At 63.3% G+C, this 18,994-nt stretch carries 23 protein-coding genes and 3 tRNA genes; 8 read left to right on the top strand and 18 right to left on the bottom strand.

The genetic code is table 11. The features are described from left to right. The first annotated feature begins 299 nt into the window (after positions 1-299). Positions 300-587, top strand: coding sequence for a PAAR domain-containing protein (locus tag WT53_RS31845; protein WP_080747754.1), 288 nt, complete (start codon positions 300-302; stop codon positions 585-587). Here WT53_RS31845 and WT53_RS33790 read toward each other — a convergent pair. Further along, on the bottom strand, positions 558-800 hold the full coding sequence (locus WT53_RS33790; protein ID WP_179948990.1) for a transcriptional regulator domain-containing protein: 243 nt from the start codon (positions 798-800) through the stop codon (positions 558-560). The two genes, WT53_RS31845 and WT53_RS33790, sit on opposite strands and share 30 nt — an antisense overlap. A gap of 114 nt (positions 801-914) precedes the next feature. Next, positions 915-991 (bottom strand) — tRNA-Pro (locus tag WT53_RS04760). A 160-nt stretch (positions 992-1,151) separates the two neighbouring features. Between WT53_RS04760 and sixA the strand changes: the two genes are divergently transcribed. Then, complete coding sequence (sixA, locus tag WT53_RS04755; RefSeq protein ID WP_034206967.1) at positions 1,152-1,613, top strand: phosphohistidine phosphatase SixA; 462 nt, start codon at positions 1,152-1,154, stop codon at positions 1,611-1,613. Between the two features lie 170 nt (positions 1,614-1,783). Continuing rightward, entirely contained in the window at positions 1,784-2,590 is an 807-nt protein-coding gene (locus tag WT53_RS04750; protein WP_034206968.1) for a GNAT family N-acetyltransferase, read from the top strand. 204 nt (positions 2,591-2,794) lie between these two features. Here the strand turns inward: WT53_RS04750 and WT53_RS33785 are convergent, their stop codons facing one another. Then, positions 2,795-2,965, bottom strand: a complete 171-nt coding sequence (locus tag WT53_RS33785; protein ID WP_179948992.1) for a hypothetical protein — start codon at positions 2,963-2,965, stop codon at positions 2,795-2,797. A gap of 136 nt (positions 2,966-3,101) precedes the next feature. Between WT53_RS33785 and WT53_RS33780 the strand changes: the two genes are divergently transcribed. Next, positions 3,102-3,278: a hypothetical protein gene (locus tag WT53_RS33780; RefSeq protein WP_095211771.1), complete on the top strand. Its 177-nt coding sequence runs from the start codon at positions 3,102-3,104 to the stop codon at positions 3,276-3,278. Positions 3,279-3,296: 18 nt separating this feature from the next. Here WT53_RS33780 and WT53_RS04740 read toward each other — a convergent pair whose 3' ends face one another. The 5 genes from WT53_RS04740 to WT53_RS04720 form a co-directional block, all read right to left on the bottom strand. Next, positions 3,297-4,676, bottom strand: coding sequence for an MATE family efflux transporter (locus WT53_RS04740; RefSeq protein WP_034206969.1), 1,380 nt, complete (start codon positions 4,674-4,676; stop codon positions 3,297-3,299). Positions 4,677-4,686: 10 nt separating this feature from the next. Next, positions 4,687-5,010, bottom strand: coding sequence for a DUF2288 domain-containing protein (locus tag WT53_RS04735; RefSeq protein WP_034207875.1), 324 nt, complete (start codon positions 5,008-5,010; stop codon positions 4,687-4,689). A 70-nt stretch (positions 5,011-5,080) separates the two neighbouring features. Beyond that, a complete protein-coding gene (locus tag WT53_RS04730) occupies positions 5,081-6,700 on the bottom strand; it encodes an acyl-CoA synthetase (protein ID WP_060258694.1) in 1,620 nt (539 codons plus the stop codon). Between the two features lie 367 nt (positions 6,701-7,067). After that, on the bottom strand, positions 7,068-7,769 hold the full coding sequence (locus tag WT53_RS04725) for a peptidoglycan DD-metalloendopeptidase family protein (protein WP_034206971.1): 702 nt from the start codon (positions 7,767-7,769) through the stop codon (positions 7,068-7,070). Positions 7,770-7,900: 131 nt separating this feature from the next. After that, positions 7,901-8,812, bottom strand: a complete 912-nt coding sequence (locus tag WT53_RS04720; RefSeq protein WP_034206972.1) for an aldose epimerase — start codon at positions 8,810-8,812, stop codon at positions 7,901-7,903. Between the two features lie 476 nt (positions 8,813-9,288). Between WT53_RS04720 and WT53_RS04715 the strand changes: the two genes are divergently transcribed. Then, entirely contained in the window at positions 9,289-10,119 is an 831-nt protein-coding gene (locus WT53_RS04715) for an undecaprenyl-diphosphate phosphatase (protein WP_034206973.1), read from the top strand. 186 nt (positions 10,120-10,305) lie between these two features. Further along, positions 10,306-10,382, top strand: a tRNA-Arg gene (locus WT53_RS04710). Between the two features lie 84 nt (positions 10,383-10,466). Here WT53_RS04710 and WT53_RS04705 read toward each other — a convergent pair. Beyond that, positions 10,467-11,012: a phage terminase small subunit P27 family gene (locus WT53_RS04705; protein ID WP_257127814.1), complete on the bottom strand. Its 546-nt coding sequence runs from the start codon at positions 11,010-11,012 to the stop codon at positions 10,467-10,469. A gap of 38 nt (positions 11,013-11,050) precedes the next feature. Here WT53_RS04705 and WT53_RS33355 point away from each other — a divergent pair, with 38 nt between their 5' ends. After that, entirely contained in the window at positions 11,051-12,019 is a 969-nt protein-coding gene (locus WT53_RS33355) for a hypothetical protein (RefSeq protein ID WP_156447857.1), read from the top strand. 686 nt (positions 12,020-12,705) lie between these two features. Here WT53_RS33355 and WT53_RS04695 read toward each other — a convergent pair. The 9 genes from WT53_RS04695 to WT53_RS04665 all read right to left on the bottom strand — a co-directional run bounded on the left by WT53_RS04695 (position 12,706) and on the right by WT53_RS04665 (position 18,500). Next, the gene (locus tag WT53_RS04695) at positions 12,706-13,407 is read right to left on the bottom strand and encodes a hypothetical protein (RefSeq protein WP_060258682.1); all 702 of its coding nucleotides are present in this window, start codon (positions 13,405-13,407) and stop codon (positions 12,706-12,708) included. Between the two features lie 22 nt (positions 13,408-13,429). Beyond that, a complete protein-coding gene (locus WT53_RS33350) occupies positions 13,430-13,615 on the bottom strand; it encodes a hypothetical protein (RefSeq protein ID WP_156447856.1) in 186 nt (61 codons plus the stop codon). 58 nt (positions 13,616-13,673) lie between these two features. Further along, on the bottom strand, positions 13,674-13,973 hold the full coding sequence (locus WT53_RS33775; RefSeq protein WP_179948991.1) for a hypothetical protein: 300 nt from the start codon (positions 13,971-13,973) through the stop codon (positions 13,674-13,676). A gap of 10 nt (positions 13,974-13,983) precedes the next feature. Beyond that, the gene (locus tag WT53_RS04690) at positions 13,984-15,126 is read right to left on the bottom strand and encodes a helicase RepA family protein (protein WP_257127813.1); all 1,143 of its coding nucleotides are present in this window, start codon (positions 15,124-15,126) and stop codon (positions 13,984-13,986) included. Beyond that, positions 15,126-15,305 (bottom strand): hypothetical protein, encoded by a 180-nt coding sequence (locus WT53_RS33770; protein ID WP_060258679.1) that lies wholly within the window; start codon positions 15,303-15,305, stop codon positions 15,126-15,128. Before WT53_RS33770 ends, WT53_RS04690 begins: the two co-directional genes overlap by 1 nt. Further along, on the bottom strand, positions 15,305-15,625 hold the full coding sequence (locus WT53_RS04680; RefSeq protein ID WP_060258677.1) for a hypothetical protein: 321 nt from the start codon (positions 15,623-15,625) through the stop codon (positions 15,305-15,307). The genes WT53_RS33770 and WT53_RS04680 overlap by 1 nt, the downstream gene beginning before the upstream one ends. Continuing rightward, positions 15,625-15,831, bottom strand: coding sequence for a DNA-binding protein (locus tag WT53_RS04675; RefSeq protein ID WP_060258674.1), 207 nt, complete (start codon positions 15,829-15,831; stop codon positions 15,625-15,627). The genes WT53_RS04680 and WT53_RS04675 overlap by 1 nt, the downstream gene beginning before the upstream one ends. Before the next feature lie 125 nt (positions 15,832-15,956). Further along, positions 15,957-17,051, bottom strand: a complete 1,095-nt coding sequence (locus tag WT53_RS04670; protein WP_060258670.1) for a hypothetical protein — start codon at positions 17,049-17,051, stop codon at positions 15,957-15,959. An 87-nt stretch (positions 17,052-17,138) separates the two neighbouring features. Further along, complete coding sequence (locus WT53_RS04665; RefSeq protein WP_060258667.1) at positions 17,139-18,500, bottom strand: integrase family protein; 1,362 nt, start codon at positions 18,498-18,500, stop codon at positions 17,139-17,141. Positions 18,501-18,656: 156 nt separating this feature from the next. Here WT53_RS04665 and WT53_RS33340 point away from each other — a divergent pair. Then, positions 18,657-18,725 (top strand) — tRNA-Arg (locus WT53_RS33340). Positions 18,726-18,994: the final 269 nt, after the last annotated feature.

Here is an 18,994-nt window from a genome sequence, read left to right as displayed (position 1 = left end):
TGTTCGTCCTTGGGCTGCCGTGCTGGGCCCTTGTGAGCAGTGCACTTCATGTATTCGCTCCGTATGCCGATTGGCCCAAGATGATCGGGATGATTGGTGTACCAGTGCCGTTGCTATTCGTCGCAGCTTGGAAGTACGGCCGCGAGTACACGGGTGAAATCGGTCCTATTCTAGTGGGGTGGTGCGTGGGCGTTGGGATGGCGAGATTGGCCTTTTTAATCGGAGGCTTGGCTCCACATGGCTGACTGCGTGGCACACCTTTATTCGACCGTTTGGGGATGTGACTGAGGTAACGGCAAATGACCCGATACTTGATTCTCGATGGCGATCATACGACCGTGGGGGGAACCGTTCGTGTGAAGGCAACACCGTTTGAATTGGACGGCAGGCATATCGCGCACGAAGATGACGACGTAATTTGCCCAGCTTGCAAATCGATCGGCAAGATTCAATGCGCCGGTCCACGACTTCCAATGACAGGGCCGGATGGACGGCGCGTCGCGCTGAGCGATGACCTGTGTATTTGCAAGTGCACCCCGCCACCGAAGCTCGTTGCTTCACAACAGGCCATGTCGGTCGACGTGTGATGCCCCGCGTCGACGTAGCGGGAGCCGCTGGAACGTCAGCATATCGGGGCGATACTGGATGTAGCCTTGTGCGTACTCGCTATTGCGCCGGAGGAGTTCCCAAGACCAGGTCGATGGATCGCGGAAGGTCGCTTTGGGATATTGTTCGGCATTACGCCAGTCGGCGCGGGTGATGAAAAGACGGTGCTGGGCGGGGACAAGGCGGTCAGCCATCGGGCTCGGTTCCTGATGGAAATCGCCCCAGATGGTAGCAAAAATGATGGTAGCAATAGCCCGACGGAGCGCCAAAGAAAAAGGGGTTAGCATCAGCTAACCCCTTAATTTCCTTGGTCGGAGCGAAAGGATTCGAACCTTCGACCCTCTGATCCCAAATCAGATGCGCTACCAGGCTGCGCTACGCTCCGACGAGCCAAAGATAATAACGTCGAATGACCGCTTCGGTCAATCACGATATGCGGGTAAATGCCCCGGCCGCGAACCGGCCGCGATTTGCGACAATTCTCGTGAGATCGGCCGCCCCGCGCGCATGCGCGCGCGTTCGCCCGCCGACGCAAGGAGAACATCATGATGAACCTGATCCTGTGGCGCCACGCCGAGGCCGAAGACTACGCGACGAGCGATCTCGCGCGCCAGTTGACCGTGCGCGGCCGCAAGGACGCGCAGGCGATGGCCAAATGGCTGCGCGGCCGGCTCGAGACGAATACCGTGATCCTCGCGAGCCCGGCGGCGCGCACCGTACAGACCGTCGAGGCACTGACCGACCAGTACCGCACCGTCGACGCGCTCGCCCCGGGCGGCAGCGTCGACGACGTGCTGGCAGCGGCCGGCTGGCCGGAAGGCATCGCCCCGACGGTCGTGATCGTCGGCCACCAGCCGACGCTCGGCAGCGTCGCCGCGCAATTGATCGCCGGCGGCGACGACAGCTGGAGCGTCAAGAAAGGCGGAATCGTGTGGCTGGCGAGCCGCACGCGCGACGGCAGCCGGCAGGCCGTGCTGCGGGCCGTCCTGACGCCCGAACTGGCGTGAGGCCCGTCCGAATGGGTTTGAAGGGATTGATCATACGGTTTTGCGAGCTTTCTGCTAAAGTCAATTCGGCGACACGTCATTGAAAGGACACGGTCGTGCCACATAACGGTCACGGCCGATTACTACATTGGCGGGCATGTCGTCCTATTCCTTACGACCAGGAAAGCCTAATGCGAGAACTGCCGACGCCTACGCTCCCTTTTGCCTCGCTGCCCCTCGACACGTCGCGGCGCCACCTGCCGCGCGCCAGTGAAACCGTCACATCGGAGTATCGCCTGCGCGCCGCATGGGCGCGTACGGAAGACGAATTGCGCGAAGCCCAGCGCCTGCGCTACAGCGTGTTCGCCGAAGAGATGGGCGCGCAGGTCAGCGGCCCTTCCGGGCTCGACGTCGATCCGTTCGACGCGTATTGCGATCACCTCCTGGTCCGCGATCTCGACACGTTGAAAGTCGTCGGCACGTATCGCGTGCTGCCGCCGCACCAAGCGGCGCGTGTCGGCCGCCTGTACGCCGAAGGCGAATTCGACCTGTCGCGGCTCACGCACCTGCGCGGCAAGATGGTCGAGGTCGGCCGCTCGTGCGTGCACAGCGACTACCGCAGCGGCGCCGTCATCATGGCGCTGTGGGGCGGCCTCGGCGCGTACATGATGCAGAACGGCTACGAGACGATGCTCGGCTGCGCGAGCGTATCGATGGCCGATGGCGGTCACTACGCGGCGAACCTCTACCAGTCGCTGTCGGCAGGCTCGCTGACGGCGCCCGAGTATCGCGCGTTCCCGCACACGGCGCTGCCGGTCGACGAACTGCAGACGGGCACCGTCGTCGCGCCGCCGCCGCTGATCAAGGGTTACCTGCGTCTCGGTGCAAAGATTTGCGGCGCACCGGCCTGGGATCCCGACTTCAACTGCGCGGATTTCCTGACGCTGTTCCGCCTGTCGGACATCAACGCGCGCTACGCCCGTCACTTCCTGGGCTGAGCGGATCGAACCGCGTCGCACCTTCCGAGGCGCGGCGCGCGCAAGCGAACGCCGTCGCGTGGCCTGTGCCGCGCGACGGCGTTCGTGTATCCGATCAATGTGAGCGTATCGGGCCCTGATAATTTCAGCGACACGCGACGACCGCCGTGCCGCGGGGCGGCACGTTCGCGACGGCCGGAGGAGGGCCGTACGGCGGCGGCGCGCTCAGTGCTTGCGCCGCCAGTCGAGCAGGTGGTGTTCCGCCATCCAGTGGTGGATCATCCCTTCGCCGTCGTGGCTGCGCTTGTATTCGCGCGACTCGAAGTACGACAGCGCGACCAGCACCATCACACCGATGAACAGGCCGATCAGGCCCGCAATTTCCTCAGACGACATGGCAGCCTCCTTTCAACGGCACAGCGCCATGCGTACATAGTAGGACATGCACGGCGCAACCCTGAAACCGGATTTCCGCTAGACTCGGCGCGGTCCCGGCGTGCGATGGGCGCGCCGTTTTCTGGAGTTCTACCTGATGAGTCGTATCATGCTGGCCGTGCTGGTCGCATCCCTTCTTGCCGCCTGCAGCAGCGATCCCCGCCAGGCCCGCCGCGGCCACCCGCCCGAGGATCCGGCCGACTATCGCGGCGTGCCGACCGACATGACGCCGCCGTCGATGCTCGACGCGCCGTCGCCGAAACCCGTGCAGTAACGGTCGCTCGGCCCGCCGTCACGCGCGGGCCGCGGATGCGGCTTGCGGGTCGGCGCCAATGCGCCGCAACAGCGCCGGCAGGTAGCGCGCGAGCGTCACGCCGCGCGCCGCCATGAATACCAGCAGCGCGAACCAGAGGCCGTGATTGCCGAACGTGTCGACGGCGGCGAGCGTGGCCGCGATGAAGATCGACAGCGACACGACCATCGCGCGCATCAGCGATTGCGTCTGCGTCGCGCCGATGAACACGCCGTCGAGCAGGAAACCCCAGACCGACACGATCGGCGAGATCGCGGCCCACGGCAGGTAGCGCAGCGCGACGGCGCGGATCTCGGCCTGGTCGGTCAGACGTGCGACGATCCAGCCGCCCGCCACCCAGTAAACGAGCGCGAACAGCAGCGCACCGAGCGCCGACCAGAACAGCGTGACGCGTACGGCTTGCCGGAAAGCGTGGCGATCGCGCGCGCCGGCCGCCGCGCCGACGAGCGCCTCGGCCGCATGCGCGAAGCCGTCGAGGCCGTACGCCATGAAGGTCTGAAAATTCAGCAGCAGCGCATTCGCGGCGAGTGTCGCGTCGCCTTGTTTTGCGCCGAGATGCGCGAACCATCCGAAGGCGCCGAGCAGGCACAGGGTGCGCAGGAAGATGTCGCGATTGAGCGCGATCAGCCGCTTGAGCGCGACCCGATCGGCAAGCGCGCGTACCGCGAGCGGTGCAAGGCCGCGCGGCCGCAGCCGCCACAGCATCCACGCGCCGAGCGCGAAGCCGCACGCGTCCGCGGTGGCGGTCGCGGCGCCGATGCCGGCGATGCCCCAACCGAAGCCGTACACGTAGAGCAGCACGGCGCCGATGTTCACCGCATTGATGAACACCTGTGCGACGAGGGCGAGTCGAACGCGCTGCACGCCGAGCAGATAGCCGAGCACCACGTAGTTCGCGAGCGCGAACGGCGCACTCCAGATCCGTGCGTGGCTGTATGCGAGCGCCGTCGCGTGGACGGCGTCGCTGCCGCCGAGCGCGGACAGCGCGAACGACAGCAGCGGCGCCTGCAGCGCCACCACCGCGGCGCCGAGCGCGAACGCGACGATCAGCGCGCGCAGCAGATTCAGGCGGATCCCGGCGGCGTCGCCGGCGCCATGCGCCTGCGCGACGAGGCCGGTCGTTCCCATCCGCAGGAAGCCGAAGCCCCAGAACACGAAATTGAAGAACAGGCCGCCGAGCGCGACACCGCCGAGATATTGCGCCCCGTCGAGGTGGCCGGCGACGGCCGTGTCGACGGCGCCGAGGATCGGCTGGGTCAGGTTCGCGACGACGATCGGAAACGCGAGCGCGAGGACGCGCCGATGCGTGACGACGGCCGCAGCGCCGCCGGCCCCGTGCGGTAACGCGGATTCGGACATGGCGGATGCGTCAGGCGCGTTCCTGCACGCAGACCCACGGCGAGACGACGACCGCCCACAGTTCCGGATTGCGCGCCGCGTAGTCGGCGGCGGTCTCGGCCGGCATGCGCGCGACGAGGCCGGACGACAGCCAGCGCGTGACCTGTTCGGTGTCGTCGCTGGCGACCGCTTCCGCGACGCTGACGAGATCGAGGTCGCGCGCAACCGACAACAGCTTGCCTTGTGCGAAGAAGCGCTCGAGATCGCACCAGTCGATCTTGGCGGTCTCGCCGAGGAGTTTGGCGTAGAGCGGGCTGTGCGACGCGCCCGTGGCGGAGTGTTGATCAGAGGACATCGAGTTCTTGGAATAGCTGCGTGGCGCCACTATAAACCATCCGGCCGGGCCGGCCGAGCGAGCAGGCCGCTCACGCGTCGCGCAGCGCGCGGCGCACGATCTTGCCGGTGGCGGTCATCGGCAGGCTGTCGACGAACGCGATCGCGCGCGGATACTCGTGCGCGGCGAGCCGCGTGCGTACGTGTTCCTGCAGCGCGTGGACGAGCGCAGCGTCTCCGGCCTGGCCGGGGTTCAGCACGACGAACGCCTTGACGATTTCGGTGCGCGTCGCGTCGGGCACGCCGACGACGGCGGCCATCCGCACCGCCGGATGCGTGAGCAGGCAATCCTCGATCGGGCCCGGGCCGATCCGGTAGCCGGCGCTCGTGATCACGTCGTCGTCGCGGCCGACGAAGCGCACGAAACCGTCGGCGTCGATCGTGCCCGTATCGCCGGTGAGCAGGTAGTCGCCCGCGAACTTGTCGCGCGTCGCGCCGGGGTTGCGCCAGTATTCGAGAAACATCACCGGATCGGGGCGGCGCACCGCGATGCGACCTTCGACGCCGGGCGGCAGCGGTGCGCCGTCCGCGTCGACGATCGCGACCGCATGGCCGGGCACCGCCTTGCCGATCGCGCCTGGCTGCGCATCGAACAGCGCCGCGCACGACGACAGCACCATGTTGCATTCGGTCTGCCCGTAGAACTCGTTGATCGTCACGCCGAGCGCGTCGCGGCCCCACGCCGTCAATTCGGTGCCGAGCGATTCGCCGCCGCTTGCGACCGATTTCAGCGACAGTGCGTAGCGTTCACGCGGCGCCGCGACGGCGCGCATCAGCTTCAGCGCGGTGGGCGGCAGAAACGCGTGGGTGACGCCGTGCCGCGCCATCAGTGCGAACGCCGCGTCGCCATCGAATTTCTCGAAGCGGCGCGCGAGCACCGGCACGCCGTGATGCCATGACGGCAGCAGCACGTCGAGCAGCCCGCCGATCCATGCCCAGTCGGCGGGCGTCCAGAACAGGCGTGCGTCGCGCGGGAAGCACTGCTGCGACATCTCGACGCCCGGCAGGTGGCCGAGCAGCACGCGATGCGCGTGTAGCGCGCCTTTCGGCTTGCCCGTCGTGCCGGACGTATAGATGATCACGGCCGGATCGTCGGCGGCCGTATCGACCGGCACGAAATCCGGCGATTCGGCGGCGAGCGCCGCGTCATAGCGCAGCACGCCCGGCGCATCGGGCGCATCGTCGTCGACGCAGTAGACGGTACGCAGTGCCGGCAGTCGTGCGCGCAGCGGCGCGATCTTCGCGTAGCCGGCCGCGTCGGTGACGAGCGCGGCGGCCTCGCTGTTCGCGAGCCGGTACTCGAGCGCATCGACGCCGAACAGCGTGAAGAGCGGCACGGCGATCGCGCCGGACTTGTACGCGGCGAGATGGGCGATCGCCGTTTCGGGGCCCTGCGCGAGAAAGATACCGATTCGGTCGCCGCGCCGCAGGCCGGCGCGCGCAAAGCTGTTCGCGAGCCGGTTAGAAGCATTCTTCAGGTCGTCGAACGTGATGCGGGAGACGTCGCCTTGCGCGGTTTCGTGGATCAGCGCGAGGCGTCCGCTGCCGTCGGCCCATTTGTCGCACACGTCCACGCCGATGTTGTAATGCGTCGGAATGTCCCAGTGGAAGCGGGAGAGGAGGTGGTCGTAGCGGTCGGCGGCGGGCAGCATCGCATGGTCTCCTGGGCGTCGGCGTGGCGTCGGGTGAACGGCTTACATCAGGATTTCACGCAGACGAATTCACAATGGTGTTCGCTGATAGGGAATGTTCTGACTCGTCCAATAGTGACGGCTCAGTGCACGATTCCACAATGACGCATAAGATCAAGACAAAACAGTGGTGTGACCATGGATTTGCTTCTGATAGCTGCGGGGTTCAGCCTGATCGGAATCGGTGTGCTGGTGGCGTTTGCTCGTCATGTCGATCCGTTGTCCGGCCGTTTCACCGGACGTCTGCGCAAGCGCTGACTCGATTTTTTCCGTTTTCGCCGCGACGGCACGCGATGCGCGCCGGCGTCGCGTGTCGTCCGTCGCGCGCTCAGCGCGCCGGCAGGTAGCGTGACGGATCGATCGAGCGGCCGCCATAGCGCAACTCGAAATGCAGCGCGACGCGATCGCTGTCGCTGTTGCCCATCTCGGCGATCGATTGCCCTTGCGTGACCGACTGACCTTCCTTCACCAGCAACGCGCGGTTGTGCGCGTAGGCCGTCAGGTAATCGGCGTTGTGCTTCAGGATGATCAGGTTGCCGTAGCCGCGCAACCCGTTACCGGCATAGACCACGACACCCGGTGCGGCCGCGACCACCGGCGTGCCCGGCGAATTCGCGATGTCGATGCCCTTCGATTTCGAGCCGTCGAACGTGCGCACCACGTTGCCGGCCGCCGGCCAGATCAGCGCAATGCTCGTGGCCGGTTTCACGGCCGATTCGACCGGCGCGGAAGGGGCCGGGCGCGCGCGGCCCGCGCTGCCGGTGCCGGTGCTCGATGGCGTCGATGCGATGGCCGTGCCGGGCGGCGGTGCGACGCGCAGCACCTGGCCGACTTCGATCGCATCGGGGTTCGTCATCTGGTTCCAGCGCACGATGCTCTGTACCGACGTGCGGTTTTCGCGCGCGATCTTGTAGAGCGTGTCGCCACGCTCGACGCGATAGAACCCGGGGCCGACGGGCGCGGAGCCGCACGCGACGAGTAGCGCGGCGCAGGCGGCTGCGAAGAGTCGCTTCGTTGTTGTTTCGAACATTGAACCTCGCAAAACCCTGCCGCGCGTGACGCGGCAGGCAACACAAAACGTCCGATTTTAACGGGTTCGACCCGCGCACCGCAGTTTCGGTCGCAGGCGGGCCGCCGCGCCCCGGTTCGATGCGTGCCGAATCAGCCGGCGAGCGGGGCGACGCGGATCCGCAGCGTGGCCGTTTCGGTCGCGCCCGGTGCGAGCATGCGCAGCCCGAGGCCGTTGTGGATCGCATCGGGCAGGCCGAGCCACGGCTCGACGCAGTAGAAGTCCGAATCCGGCTTTTCTGTCCACGTCGTGACCGCGTACCACGGGATCGAGCCCGGCACGTCCAGCGCGATCTCGATCGTGCGACCGCGGCCCGGCATCATGATGCGCACCGGCGCGGACGGCTCGCCGTCGAGACAGTGGAAGCGATCGAGGATGTCCGGATTGTCGAGGCGGTAACGGGCTTCGCCCGGTTCGAGCGGGCTGATCGAGCCGTCCGCGCGCTGTTGGCAACGGCGGGTCGGCGGCAGCTCGAGGAGGGTGTCGGCCCGCTCGCCATGCGGCAGCGCGAAATAGAAATGGTGGCCGGCGTAATAGGGCAGCGGCGTGTCGCCGCGATTGGTCGTCGCCAGCGCGACTTCCAGCGTGTGCGCGTCGGCCAGCCGGTAGGTCGTTTCGAACCGGAAATCGAACGGGTAGCTCGCGCGCAGCGTGTCGTTCGCGTCGAGCGTCATCGTCAGCGCGGCGCCGTCGGCCGACGGGTGCGCGTCGAACGGCAGGTCGCGCGCAAAACCGTGCATCGGCAGATCGCGAACCACGCCGGCGGCGTCGCGCCAGCGGCCGATTTCACCGTCGACGCGGTGGCGGCCGAGGAACGGGAACAGCAGCGGATTGCCGCCGCGCACGCGGGCGAGGTTGCTCCAATCGGCGGTTTCCGGCCAGAAGATCACCGGTTCGCCGTCGACGTGCCAGGACAGCAGACGGCCGCCGAATTGCGGAGCGACCCGGACGAGCGACGGGCCGGCGTGAAGTTCGTGAATGTCGTGTTGCTGGAAGATCGGCATGGCGAATCGGGTTGGAAGTGACTGGAGCAGCGTGCGTTCCATTATCGGGCCGCGGGCGGTCGGGGAAAACCCTTCTCGGGAAATTGCGAGTTTTTAACACTGTCGACGGTCTGGATAATGCGTCTAAACCGGTGATGTTGCCGGGTCATGACACTTCGCGGAGGGGGCCATGGATCTGGCAATGGCAATGGGAATCGCACTGTTCGGCATGTTTACCGGTAGCACGGTATTATTTTTCTATCAGCTCGGCCGCTGACGGCAATTTCTGCCGGAGCCTGCAGGCCCGCCATGCAAATGGCGGGCTTTTTGCTTTCTTAATGCTTACAAATTGCAAGCGTTTGTGTGCATTGCCGCAATATCCTGCCAAATGCCTTGGCGCAGTAATCCTGGCTCGGCATAATCGGGGCGCGTTTTCAGGACGCGCATCGCGTCGTCCGCCTTCCTTCCCGCTTAATCTTCACTAAAAGGACCGACGCGTGAGCCTCTGGTTTCTGGTATTCCTGAGCGTCCTGCAGGGCGTTACCGAACTCTTCCCCGTCAGCAGTCTTGGCCATACGCTGCTCGTGCCGGCGCTGTTCGGCATGCACATCGACAAGCACGCGCCGCAACTGCTGCCCTTCCTCGTCGCGCTCCACCTCGGCACCGCGCTGGCGCTGCTGTGGTACTTCCGCGCGCGCTGGATCGCGCTGATCGGCGGCTTCTTCGCGCAGCTCGGCGGCCGCAAGAACGACGACGGGCATCTGATGTGGGCGCTGATCATCGGTACGATCCCGACCGGCATCGTCGGGCTGCTGCTCGAGAAGCGCATCGAACGCGTGTTTCACGATCTGCGGATCGTCGCGATCGCGCTGATCGTCAACGGCGTGTTGCTGTGGCTCGGCGATCGCATTCAGCGTAGCCGCGCGCATCGGCCGCCCGAGAAGATGACGTTCAAGCAGGCATTCTTCGTGGGCCTTGCGCAGATCGGCGCGCTGATTCCGGGCTTCTCGCGCAGCGGGTTGACGATGATCGCCGGCAACGCGGCGGGGCTGACGGCGGAGAAGGCGGCGGAATTCTCGTTCCTGCTCGGCACGCCGATCATCTTCGCCGCGGGCGTGCTCGAGTTGCCGAAGCTGTTCCATGCGCGCGACCAGCTCGCCGATGCGCTGCTCGGCGGCGTGCTGACGGCGATCGCCGCATACCTGAGCGTGCGGTTCCTGATGCGCTATTTCGAAGGGCGCGGCCGGCTCGCGTCGTTCGGCGTGTATTGCGTGATCGCCGGCGTGTTCTGCCTCGGCTGGTTCATGCTGCATCCGCAGCCGGTTTGATGCCGCGGGCGCCGGTCTCGCGTGATCCGGCGCGATGATCGGGTATAATTTCGGGCTCGGCTTCGTGTCGGGCCCGTTTTGTTTCGGGGGTTTGAGCGAATGTGGTTGCGGGCGGTGTTGCTGCTCGTTGCTCAAAAGCCCGATGCCGAATGCGGTCCGTGGCAGGCCCGTGTCTTTTCTCCCCGACCGCCCTTAGCTCAGTTGGATAGAGCAACGGCCTTCTAAGCCGTAGGTCACACGTTCGAATCGTGTAGGGCGGGCCAATGGAATCAATGAGTTAGCCCGGTTTTTGTGACCGGGCTTTTTGCTTCTGCGGATGGCCGGAACCAATCCGGAACCTAGTTCGCTCAACGTTGCGGCCGAACCGACTTCACGAACGCGGCATAGGGATTTTCAGCGGGCAACGGCGGCGGCGCGTCGATAGCTTGCCGTCCGCGCGGACTTAGGCCAAACGCATCGAGCAAACGAGCCGCTTGGGCGCGCGCGTCGCTCAGCGCGCGCAACGCCGGGTGCGCCTTGCTTCCGCCGGTCCCGGTCGCAATCGTCAACCCTTCACGGTCCAGCGTCTCGCGCAACTGCGCCTCCGTTGCCAATGTTTCGGCGAGCAGTTCAAGCGCGCGCAGGTCGGACGCGCTCAGTAAACCCAAACTCACGACGAGCGGCGCGACACGAACCCATTCCGCAGCCGCACGCGATGACATGCCGTCCGGCGGTGGAGGCGCGAGGGTCAATTGATCGGCCGGGATGCCTTTGAGGCGGTCAGCGCGCAAGGTCCCGGCGAGGGCCTTGGTTGCATTCGATTTGCGCGGCATGATTCCTCCCGAAAATATGATACGTCGCGGGTTACCGCTGCGCGCGACAATGGGGCGATCCATATGGTCATCAATCAGCATCTGCTATTGTTCGAGCACTGTCTATGCGGAGAATACAAATGACTTATCGCTGGCTTTCACTTTTTGGCCCCGTCGAGGAAACAAGTTCGAACAGCATTTCGTTCAAGGGCGAAACCGTTCCATATACCGATCCACAGACGGGACAACAACGGGAAGACGGTGGTATCGCAGCACAGGTTCTTTGCGATGCGCAGTTTAGCGGCGGGAAAATTCGGGGCGTAGTTCGTTTCGCAACGCTACACCCAAAGATGGGAGCCGGGTTCATACTCGCCGCGAACCCAGTAACAGGTGCGCATCTTACAGTCATGCTGGGTATGGGGCCGTTCTGCTCCGTGCGTGCATGGAATCCCGGGGATCAGCAAAACGTGCAAGGCGGTCTAACTCCGAGATGGATTGATTATCAAATGGTCGGCAGCCAAAGCAACCTTCAAGCCGAGCGTGACTATGAACTAGAAGTAAGATTCCATGGTTCGAAAATTGAAGCTAGCGTAGACGGTGTCGCATTGATAAATGTCGACATCAGGGAGACGCTCAACAGGTTAAGAACCGGGGTTTGGTTTTTGGGGCAAGGCGACATAACGGTCAGTAATTTCGAAGTAATTTCGGAAGTAAGGAATGCCTTTGTCGTTATGGAGTTCAGTGAGGTATTCAACGATCTCTATGCTCACGTTATCAAGCCCGTCTGCAAGAATGCCGATATCAACGCTGTACGCGCAGACGAGCGACATGGCCCCGGACAAATTCTGTCGGACATCGAGCTGCAAATTGCCGAATCGAGCGTTATCATCGCCGACGTCACTCCGGTAAATGCAAACGTCTTCTATGAGGTTGGCTACGCACACGCCCTACGGAAGCCGACCATTTTGCTAGCGCAAAAAGGAACCCGGTTGCCATTTGATATATCGGGATTCAGAACAATTTTCTATGACAACACCATTGAAGGGAAATCTAAAGTCGAAGATAGGTTGCAAAAGCATCTCGCCGAAATTCTCGCTCAATCGACATAAACCTCGAACGTCGAGCGGACAGGCACGTAGTCGGGCAAGTTTAAAGGACGGAAAATTTGGTTTCTCGGCTGACTTCATAAAATTTGATGCCGCGCCACGATCATCGGCGCAGTCCCCCTAGAGATTGTCCGCCCCCTACCCATCCTCATGCGAGTGCGCGGATGCCCCGCCATGGCCGTCAGGGCGGCCCGCGCGCATCGACCAAGGACCAAGCATCGGCGCGCGCGCCGACCGCTCAGAGCGCCTGCAATCGGCGCCTGTCATGACGCGCTCGCTTGCCGTGTGTACCCGCGCGAACCCCGACAGCCCAAGCTGACATCCGGGGCCGATTCCCTGCTCGCCGATGTGCCTGCGGCGCGCACATCGCGCGTTCTCGGGTACGCATGCGCTACGTTGTGCCGACTGGACGATATAACCGCGCCCGTCGAGCTTCCTCCGTGGCGTCGCATAATGCGAGCGGCATCGGCCGCCTACATGCCCGGCACGCGTGGCGGTCAAGCATGCGCACGCGCAGCATGCCAAGTTCGCCATAATGCGACGGCCGCGCGGCGGGCGTGTTACGCGCTGCCGCCCGGCTGAATTCGCGAAACGCAAATTTTCGTTCTGCTATGAAATCAACGAGTTAACGAACAGCAGGCGGCGCGCAGGGGCGGCGCAAGCCGCCGATGCACGCCGCCTGTCTGTAGCTAGTCCCCGTAGCCTGCGACTTCGGCCAACAGGTCGCTATGCGGTCGCGAACGGCGCGTTTCCCACTTCTGACGCGGCACGAAGCTGAACAGCGGTTCCAGCGCCGAATCTACGAGCATCCGCGCCCGCGATACCAGTTCCTCGCTTGAAATGGAACCGTCATGAACAAGAGCGCGGACGCCGCGTTGTGCCTCGGCGATTTTCGCGCGAGCCGCTTTGATTTGGGGCATGTTCGTCGTGACGCTGTCGACGCGAGCGCCCAGCCAGTTTTTCTCCGTGAATACGTCGGTCCGAACTGCGGCGCGCAACAAATCATCGGCGCTCGACAATTCGTCGAGCGCCTCGCCGACTGCGGGCGGCGCGGTGCATTCGAGTTCGGTCAGGATGCGTTCGCGCGCGCCGTTATCGGCCATAGTCCAAACCGCGAGGCGACCGCGCGTTTCGAGCATCGACTTTTCAGCTTCGTAGCATGCACCCTTCGCGGCAGCGAAGGCAACAGCCGCGCGTTCGGCCTCATTGGTCAACGCGGACCGTTCGCGTTTCCGGTCCGGCAGCGACTTGAGTTCGCGCGCCAGTTCCGCTCGGCGCTCGTCAACCTTGGCGCGCTGTTTCGCCTCAAGTTCGCCGGTGAGGCCGGCATCGTTAGCGAGCGCTTCAAGGGCTTCGAGGCGTTCGGGCAAGGGACGCTTCAACGGATTCATAGCTATTCTCCAAAAGGGTGCGTTAGCGCGGGATCAAGACGATGTAATCTTCGGGACGAATTTCGACGCGGTACTTCACCGGGCCGGGCTTTACGACTTGGTATGGCGTCCGGCCGTCCGGACCGGGCCAAAGGAGAATGCTGTAACTGCAATGCGCGGCGTCAAAATGCAACCGCTCCAGAAGCTTTTTCGGTACAGACACTTTCATGATTTCGCACTCCTATTTACTGAGGTAAAACACCTTCACAGTGCGGACTGCCCCGCGCCTACAAATCTTCCTGCATGTCCGACGTGTTGTCGCCGTAGAACGCCGCTGCTTGTCGGGAACCGTCCATTGCCGAGCGCCCGCTCCTGCGTTCGTCGCCGTCGTTCGAACCTTGCAGAGCAGCACGCTTGCGCTTCACGTGGTAAGCGGTCAGCACCGCGTGCGCGACAATGTCGAGCCCCGGTTTCCCGAAATTCCCGTTTTTTCCCGAAACGGGAATTCCCGGGCCGGCCCGCTTTTCCCGAAATTTCCCGCCGCCCCTATAAGGGGCGGGGGATTTCGGGAAGGGTGGCAGGGACACGGCAGGCAGGTCATGTGCGCCATAACCAACCGTCCTTAACGGCGTATATGCCGCGAGTCACAAGCCCAGTAATCGCCTCTCTGGCTCGCTCGTTCCGCCGCTTCGGTTCACACGTCAAACGCGCTGCGACAATCGCTACGGCGGGTTCAATTTCGAGGCAGGGGCGGCCGAACGGCGCGTCGCCCTTGTTGAATTCGCGCGAGTCGCGCAGCGGTTGCGCGAGCGCATCCATCGCGATGCGCTGATTGCCGCCTTGCGGCAGCTTCACGCGCTCCACCCCGGCGACACCGTCGTCCGGCGCGACGACGCACGACGTAACCGGTTCGCCGTCTTCGTCCTCGCCGAGGTCCACAACGCGAAGCGCGAAGGCGTAACGCTCGCCGTCGGCATCGTCCTTCGATTTCGCGACGGTCCATTCTCGGCGGCCATCGATACGCGTCACTTCGAGGGCGGCGTCGAGCGCCGCGAACAGCGACGAATGCCCGCGCAGCCCCTTGGCCGCATCTTTCCCCGTGTGATGCACGACGAGAACGGCGCCGCCGATACTGTCTTGCAGGATTTTGAGCTTCGAGATGATTTCGCCCATATCCTTCGAGCTATTCTCGTCCGCACCGGACGCAGCGCGATTCAACGTATCGATTACCAGCAACCCGGCACCGCCGCCGGCCTGAACGGCTTCCAACAGGTCGGATACATCCGCCAAGTTGCGGACGTCGAAGGGTTGCGTAACGAAGTGCAGCCCTTCCGGCAGCGGGCGATGGTTGCGTGCGCTCCACGCCTTCGCACGTTTGCTCAGGCCGGCTTCACCTTCGAGGGCAATGTAGATAACAGGTGCCGGCGTGACGCGGTAACCGAACCAATCTTCACCGCCCGCGATTGCAGCGCAAAGGTCGAGCACGAGAAACGACTTACCCGAGCCGCTCGGACCATACATCGCAACCGTCCCCTGCGCTGGAATCACGCCTCGCACGAGCCATCGCTGCGCCGGTGCGTTCATCAAGTCATTTGCCGTTTGGAGCCGGTAGCCCTGTGCTGCGACAGGCGCAGAGCGCTTAACGAGGAAGTCCGCACGAGCTACTTCAGCGGCATGCTGCTCGCGCGAGCGCCGAATTGCGTCGTCGGTCACGGTATCGCCGATATAGTCGGTGCCCATTAGAAGCGGCCCTCCCGCAACTGAGCAAAAATCCATTCCTTTGCGGAGGCAACAATGTGTTCCGTAACCCATGCCTCGTGCTGCGCCCACGCTGCATCACCCATCCGCCGGCGGCATCGTTCGCGTTCGGTCTGAATCATCTTGTTGATGCGAGTTTTGATAGCTTCGGCTTCGCTCATTACGCCCCCCGCTTCTTGAGCCAGCGGGCGACTTTGCGGCGGTCGGACGTGGTGAGGTAATAGACGCCGCGCAGCACTTCGATTCCGTCACGGTCGGTGCACGCGACTCGCGCGCACGGCACAGCGAGTCCTTTCGCACGCAGGCCCGCAACGAGGTCGGGCGCGTTGCTACAGCCGACAACGGTGTCCAGTTCCTCTCGCGGCATCGGACGGCGTTGCAGCACAGTCAATGCGCGAAGCTGACGGGGGTTGGCGGTTCCGGTAAACTCGCTTTGACGTTTGGCGCTCGATTCGGCTTTGCTGGGTCGGGCGTTTTTCATTATTGGCCCCCGGTCAGCTTTTCGAAGGAATCAGCCGGCCAGAACAGCCGACCGTTCTGCGCCTTCACCGGGCGAATGGAGAAGTAAGCGCCGGTTTGACAGTAGCGCTTGCGGATGGATTGCGGCCGGATCGAAAGGAGCTCGGCCAGTTCCTCCGTCGTGAGCGGGCGGCGCGCCTGAGTCGCCGTGAGAGGGGTTGTTGTCATTTCCGTATCACCATCCCGCCGTCATGTACGGCGTTGAGTTGAGGTGATACGTATTGGATTAGCGGAACTATCCTCCCCCGCAAGACTGCCCCGTTACCCCAAAATGGGGGAGTGCTGCTACGAAGTTACGCGTCGGCAATCTCGCCGTCGCGCCTTAGGCGATCCCACGCTTTATCGAACACGCTGCCCGTGAATTCAGGGAGCAGTGCGCGAACCGCACTTTTAACCCCAGCTTTGCCGGGCGTTTGTTTCGGCAGCGATACTGGGTTATGGCCGAGATCACGGATTACCCGCAGAATCTCGTTTTCCTGATGGCGTTGCCGGGCGAGCGGCTTCATCGCTGGGTCCGCCGGCTGTGCCGACTCGGCATGCGGTCGTGGAAATCTATAGGAAGTACGCGGCTCATGCGCCGCCAGCCACGCGTTCAAATCGTCCCAATACGCTTCCTCATAGAACGAACGCGCGCGTGTTCCCGACGAGTATTGATACTTCGCCCGTTCCCCCGGGCCATATGTGGCAAGGTCGCCGCGCTCGGCCGCAGCAATGAGTTTCACAACCATTTGTTCAACGCGTTCATCCGTGCCACAGATGGCTTCGGCGGCTTCCTGCAGTGTGAACCGACCGGCCGCCTTTTTTTCGGCCTCTTGCTGTGCGTATTGCTCATTGAGCGCCGACGTGCTTGCGACATGCTCAAGAGTGGTGCCTGTTTCCGATATCGTAGCTACGACACGCGCAGCGAATTCTTGCAGGTCGGCCGAGTTCATTCCGATTGACGAGATGCCGACCTTTTGGCCCAACTCCAACGGCTCGACGAATACATATTCGCCCGGCCGTCCATAATCGTCTTCGGGGCGTTCCGCTATCGAAATAGCGGCTTCGCCCGTCTTCAGTAGGTCGTCTACCTGAGCCGGATAGAGGGCCACGGTTTGATACGGCGCGGGGCACACATACACGAACGGATTACTCGGCGTCCCGTTTTCGGCATCCCATTTGTACCGGGCGAACTTGGTACTGCGCGGCGGCGCGCATCGTAGGCAGGTCGGCGGCTGGGTCTTGCCTTGCGGAATGCGATACCCGTCTAGCACGTCGCTCAGGATGCGGCGCGGCGTCCATGCTTCGCCGGTCAGAGCCGAAAGCAACGACGCGGCATCGTCGAGCGTATTCCAGCGCAATACCTTATCGAGCGGACGCGTGCCGCTTGTAAAATCGAACGTAGCCATGCTGCGCGCCTCCCTGAAGGCCGTTCGTGGTTAGGCGGTTTCGATGCGTCTACATCGAAACCGCCGCCACACCGATTCTAATGGCAGTTACTTCACCGTATGCAGACCCGGTTGCGCAGATGTCGCATCGAATGCGACACCCCCCTGTTGGAGCATCCATGCCTCGATTTTGTCGTGCCACATGCGCAGGAGGTCGAGCGGGCGGCGACGGTAGTGTTTTTCGGCAATAGCTGACGGCTTGTGACCTTGAATTTGCGCAACGACGCCAACCGGGCACTCGACCCATTCTGCCAGCGTCCCGAACGAACGCCGGAGGCCGTGCAGGCTCAGATGAGGAAGGCCGGCTACTGCTAGCGCTTGGTTATGCGCGATGCGCGGCTCGGCAATCTTTCCGTCGGCCGATTTTTTGCTCGCGAAAACCCAAGGGGAGGGCGACCATGATTCGCCCTTTGCGGTCAGATCACGCATTTGACGGACGTTAGGCGGCGTGTCGTTCAAGCGTTTGAGTTCCCGCAGGATGCCCGCGAGGTACGGCGTAAGAGGGATGACGCGCGAACCTTCGACCTTGTCGGCGATGGACAGGCTGCGCCACTGGAAATCCACGTCGGCCCATTTGAGAGCGGCCATTTCCTCGCGGCGCGCGCCCGTAATAAGCAGCGCTTGCAGATAAGTCGCAATGACCGGGTTGCCTAGCGTGCGGACGGCGTTGAACCAAGCTGATAGCTGTTCCCGTTGCAGGCAATCGTCTTTCGCCTTGGTGCGCGGCACAGCGGCGCGCACGGCGCGAGCGGCGTATGCGTTCGATGCAATCAGCCCGGAATATTCCGGCTTGTCGCCGCACCAACGGATGAAGGCACGCAGCTTGCGGTAGCTTTGCTCCGCGTTCGTCGGGCGCGTCTGCGCCTCGGTTTCGAGCCATGACGCGATGACCGCAGCGGTCAGGTGCGACAGCTTCAACTCCATGAGCGCGGCGAGCGGCCCGGCAACCGTCACGCCTTTTCCGCGCTTTCTCGGCTCGCCCCCAGCATGGGCCAGCTTCTCATGGTCAAACAGATGGCGCTCGCTCCATCGTGTCCGGTTTGCGTCAAGATAAGCCGCCCACGCTTCGCGCATGGTCACATCCTGGCGCTTGGCTTCGGCTTTTCGCGCTTCGTAGGCGGCGGCCTGTTCTGCCGCCTGTTCACGCGGATCTACGCCGCTGTCGAGAAGCGTTTTCAGGCGGCGTGCTTCAACGCGTGCTTTCTCGATGCTCCACGCGGATGGGTCTCCAATCGTGATGCGCACAAGAGAGCCGCGCAACTTCGCTTGGAGCACATACCGTTTTGTGCCGCCTGCGTTTGCGCGGAGGCCAAGACCGGGCGCGCCGCTGTCCCACAGGAAGGCTTCGGATTTTCCTTCGGGGCAGGTGTGTGCCGCTATCTTGCCCGCCGTGAAATTGACCTTTGCCATTGTCGCTTCCCTTGCGTAGGGTGGATTCCGGAACCCGTCCGGAACCCGATTCTGGCAATTCTGGTCAACCTGTGTCAACGGGTAGGTGAGGTGATATTTGGATGAAATCCTTATCTGGAGCGGGTTTCAAGGATTTTTTTGCAACGTTCTTCAACGCCGAGAAATGTCCACTTTTTCGGCCTTCTAAGCCGTAGGTCACACGTTCGAATCGTGTAGGGCGGGCCAGTAAAATCAATGGGTTAGCTCGCGTTTCGAAACCTATGCTTGCTCATCAAAAACTCCGTGTAGGCGCTGTGTAGGTGTTGGCGGTCAACGCAGATGGCGCTCAATCTACTTCAGAAGGGGCCCCAAGAATGAGAAGAACACAGTAGTCTGGGGCAGGGCAGCCATCGTCCGTCCGTTCCGCTTCAGATGTGGTGACCCTGAACCAGAATTAGTCCCGGTCGGAAGTGGAGATTTCCGGCTTGGTTGAGTTGTCAGGCGAGGCGGATTCC

The sequence above is a fragment of the Burkholderia sp. MSMB2157WGS genome, assembly GCF_001532755.1.
In the GTDB taxonomy this organism is placed as follows: domain Bacteria; phylum Pseudomonadota; class Gammaproteobacteria; order Burkholderiales; family Burkholderiaceae; genus Burkholderia.
This window is presented reverse-complemented; position numbering and strand designations above follow the sequence as displayed.

Coding starts and splice junctions, on each gene's coding strand:
- WT53_RS33350 (WP_156447856.1), bottom strand. CDS start 13,615: ATGAAAGTGTCTGTACCGAAAAAGCTTCTGGAGCGGTTGCATTTTGAC.
- WT53_RS04665 (WP_060258667.1), bottom strand. CDS start 18,500: ATGGCAAAGGTCAATTTCACGGCGGGCAAGATAGCGGCACACACCTGC.
- WT53_RS04695 (WP_060258682.1), bottom strand. CDS start 13,407: ATGAATCCGTTGAAGCGTCCCTTGCCCGAACGCCTCGAAGCCCTTGAA.
- WT53_RS04670 (WP_060258670.1), bottom strand. CDS start 17,051: ATGGCTACGTTCGATTTTACAAGCGGCACGCGTCCGCTCGATAAGGTA.
- WT53_RS33785 (WP_179948992.1), bottom strand. CDS start 2,965: ATGTCGTCTGAGGAAATTGCGGGCCTGATCGGCCTGTTCATCGGTGTG.
- WT53_RS04720 (WP_034206972.1), bottom strand. CDS start 8,812: ATGCCGATCTTCCAGCAACACGACATTCACGAACTTCACGCCGGCCCG.
- WT53_RS04680 (WP_060258677.1), bottom strand. CDS start 15,625: ATGAAAAACGCCCGACCCAGCAAAGCCGAATCGAGCGCCAAACGTCAA.
- WT53_RS04675 (WP_060258674.1), bottom strand. CDS start 15,831: ATGACAACAACCCCTCTCACGGCGACTCAGGCGCGCCGCCCGCTCACG.
- WT53_RS04690 (WP_257127813.1), bottom strand. CDS start 15,126: ATGGGCACCGACTATATCGGCGATACCGTGACCGACGACGCAATTCGG.
- WT53_RS04705 (WP_257127814.1), bottom strand. CDS start 11,012: ATGCTGATTGATGACCATATGGATCGCCCCATTGTCGCGCGCAGCGGT.
- WT53_RS33355 (WP_156447857.1), top strand. CDS start 11,051: ATGACTTATCGCTGGCTTTCACTTTTTGGCCCCGTCGAGGAAACAAGT.
- WT53_RS04725 (WP_034206971.1), bottom strand. CDS start 7,769: ATGTTCGAAACAACAACGAAGCGACTCTTCGCAGCCGCCTGCGCCGCG.
- WT53_RS33780 (WP_095211771.1), top strand. CDS start 3,102: ATGAGTCGTATCATGCTGGCCGTGCTGGTCGCATCCCTTCTTGCCGCC.
- sixA (WP_034206967.1), top strand. CDS start 1,152: ATGATGAACCTGATCCTGTGGCGCCACGCCGAGGCCGAAGACTACGCG.
- WT53_RS33770 (WP_060258679.1), bottom strand. CDS start 15,305: ATGAGCGAAGCCGAAGCTATCAAAACTCGCATCAACAAGATGATTCAG.
- WT53_RS04740 (WP_034206969.1), bottom strand. CDS start 4,676: ATGTCCGAATCCGCGTTACCGCACGGGGCCGGCGGCGCTGCGGCCGTC.
- WT53_RS04730 (WP_060258694.1), bottom strand. CDS start 6,700: ATGCTGCCCGCCGCCGACCGCTACGACCACCTCCTCTCCCGCTTCCAC.
- WT53_RS31845 (WP_080747754.1), top strand. CDS start 300: ATGACCCGATACTTGATTCTCGATGGCGATCATACGACCGTGGGGGGA.
- WT53_RS04750 (WP_034206968.1), top strand. CDS start 1,784: ATGCGAGAACTGCCGACGCCTACGCTCCCTTTTGCCTCGCTGCCCCTC.
- WT53_RS04735 (WP_034207875.1), bottom strand. CDS start 5,010: ATGTCCTCTGATCAACACTCCGCCACGGGCGCGTCGCACAGCCCGCTC.
- WT53_RS33790 (WP_179948990.1), bottom strand. CDS start 800: ATGGCTGACCGCCTTGTCCCCGCCCAGCACCGTCTTTTCATCACCCGC.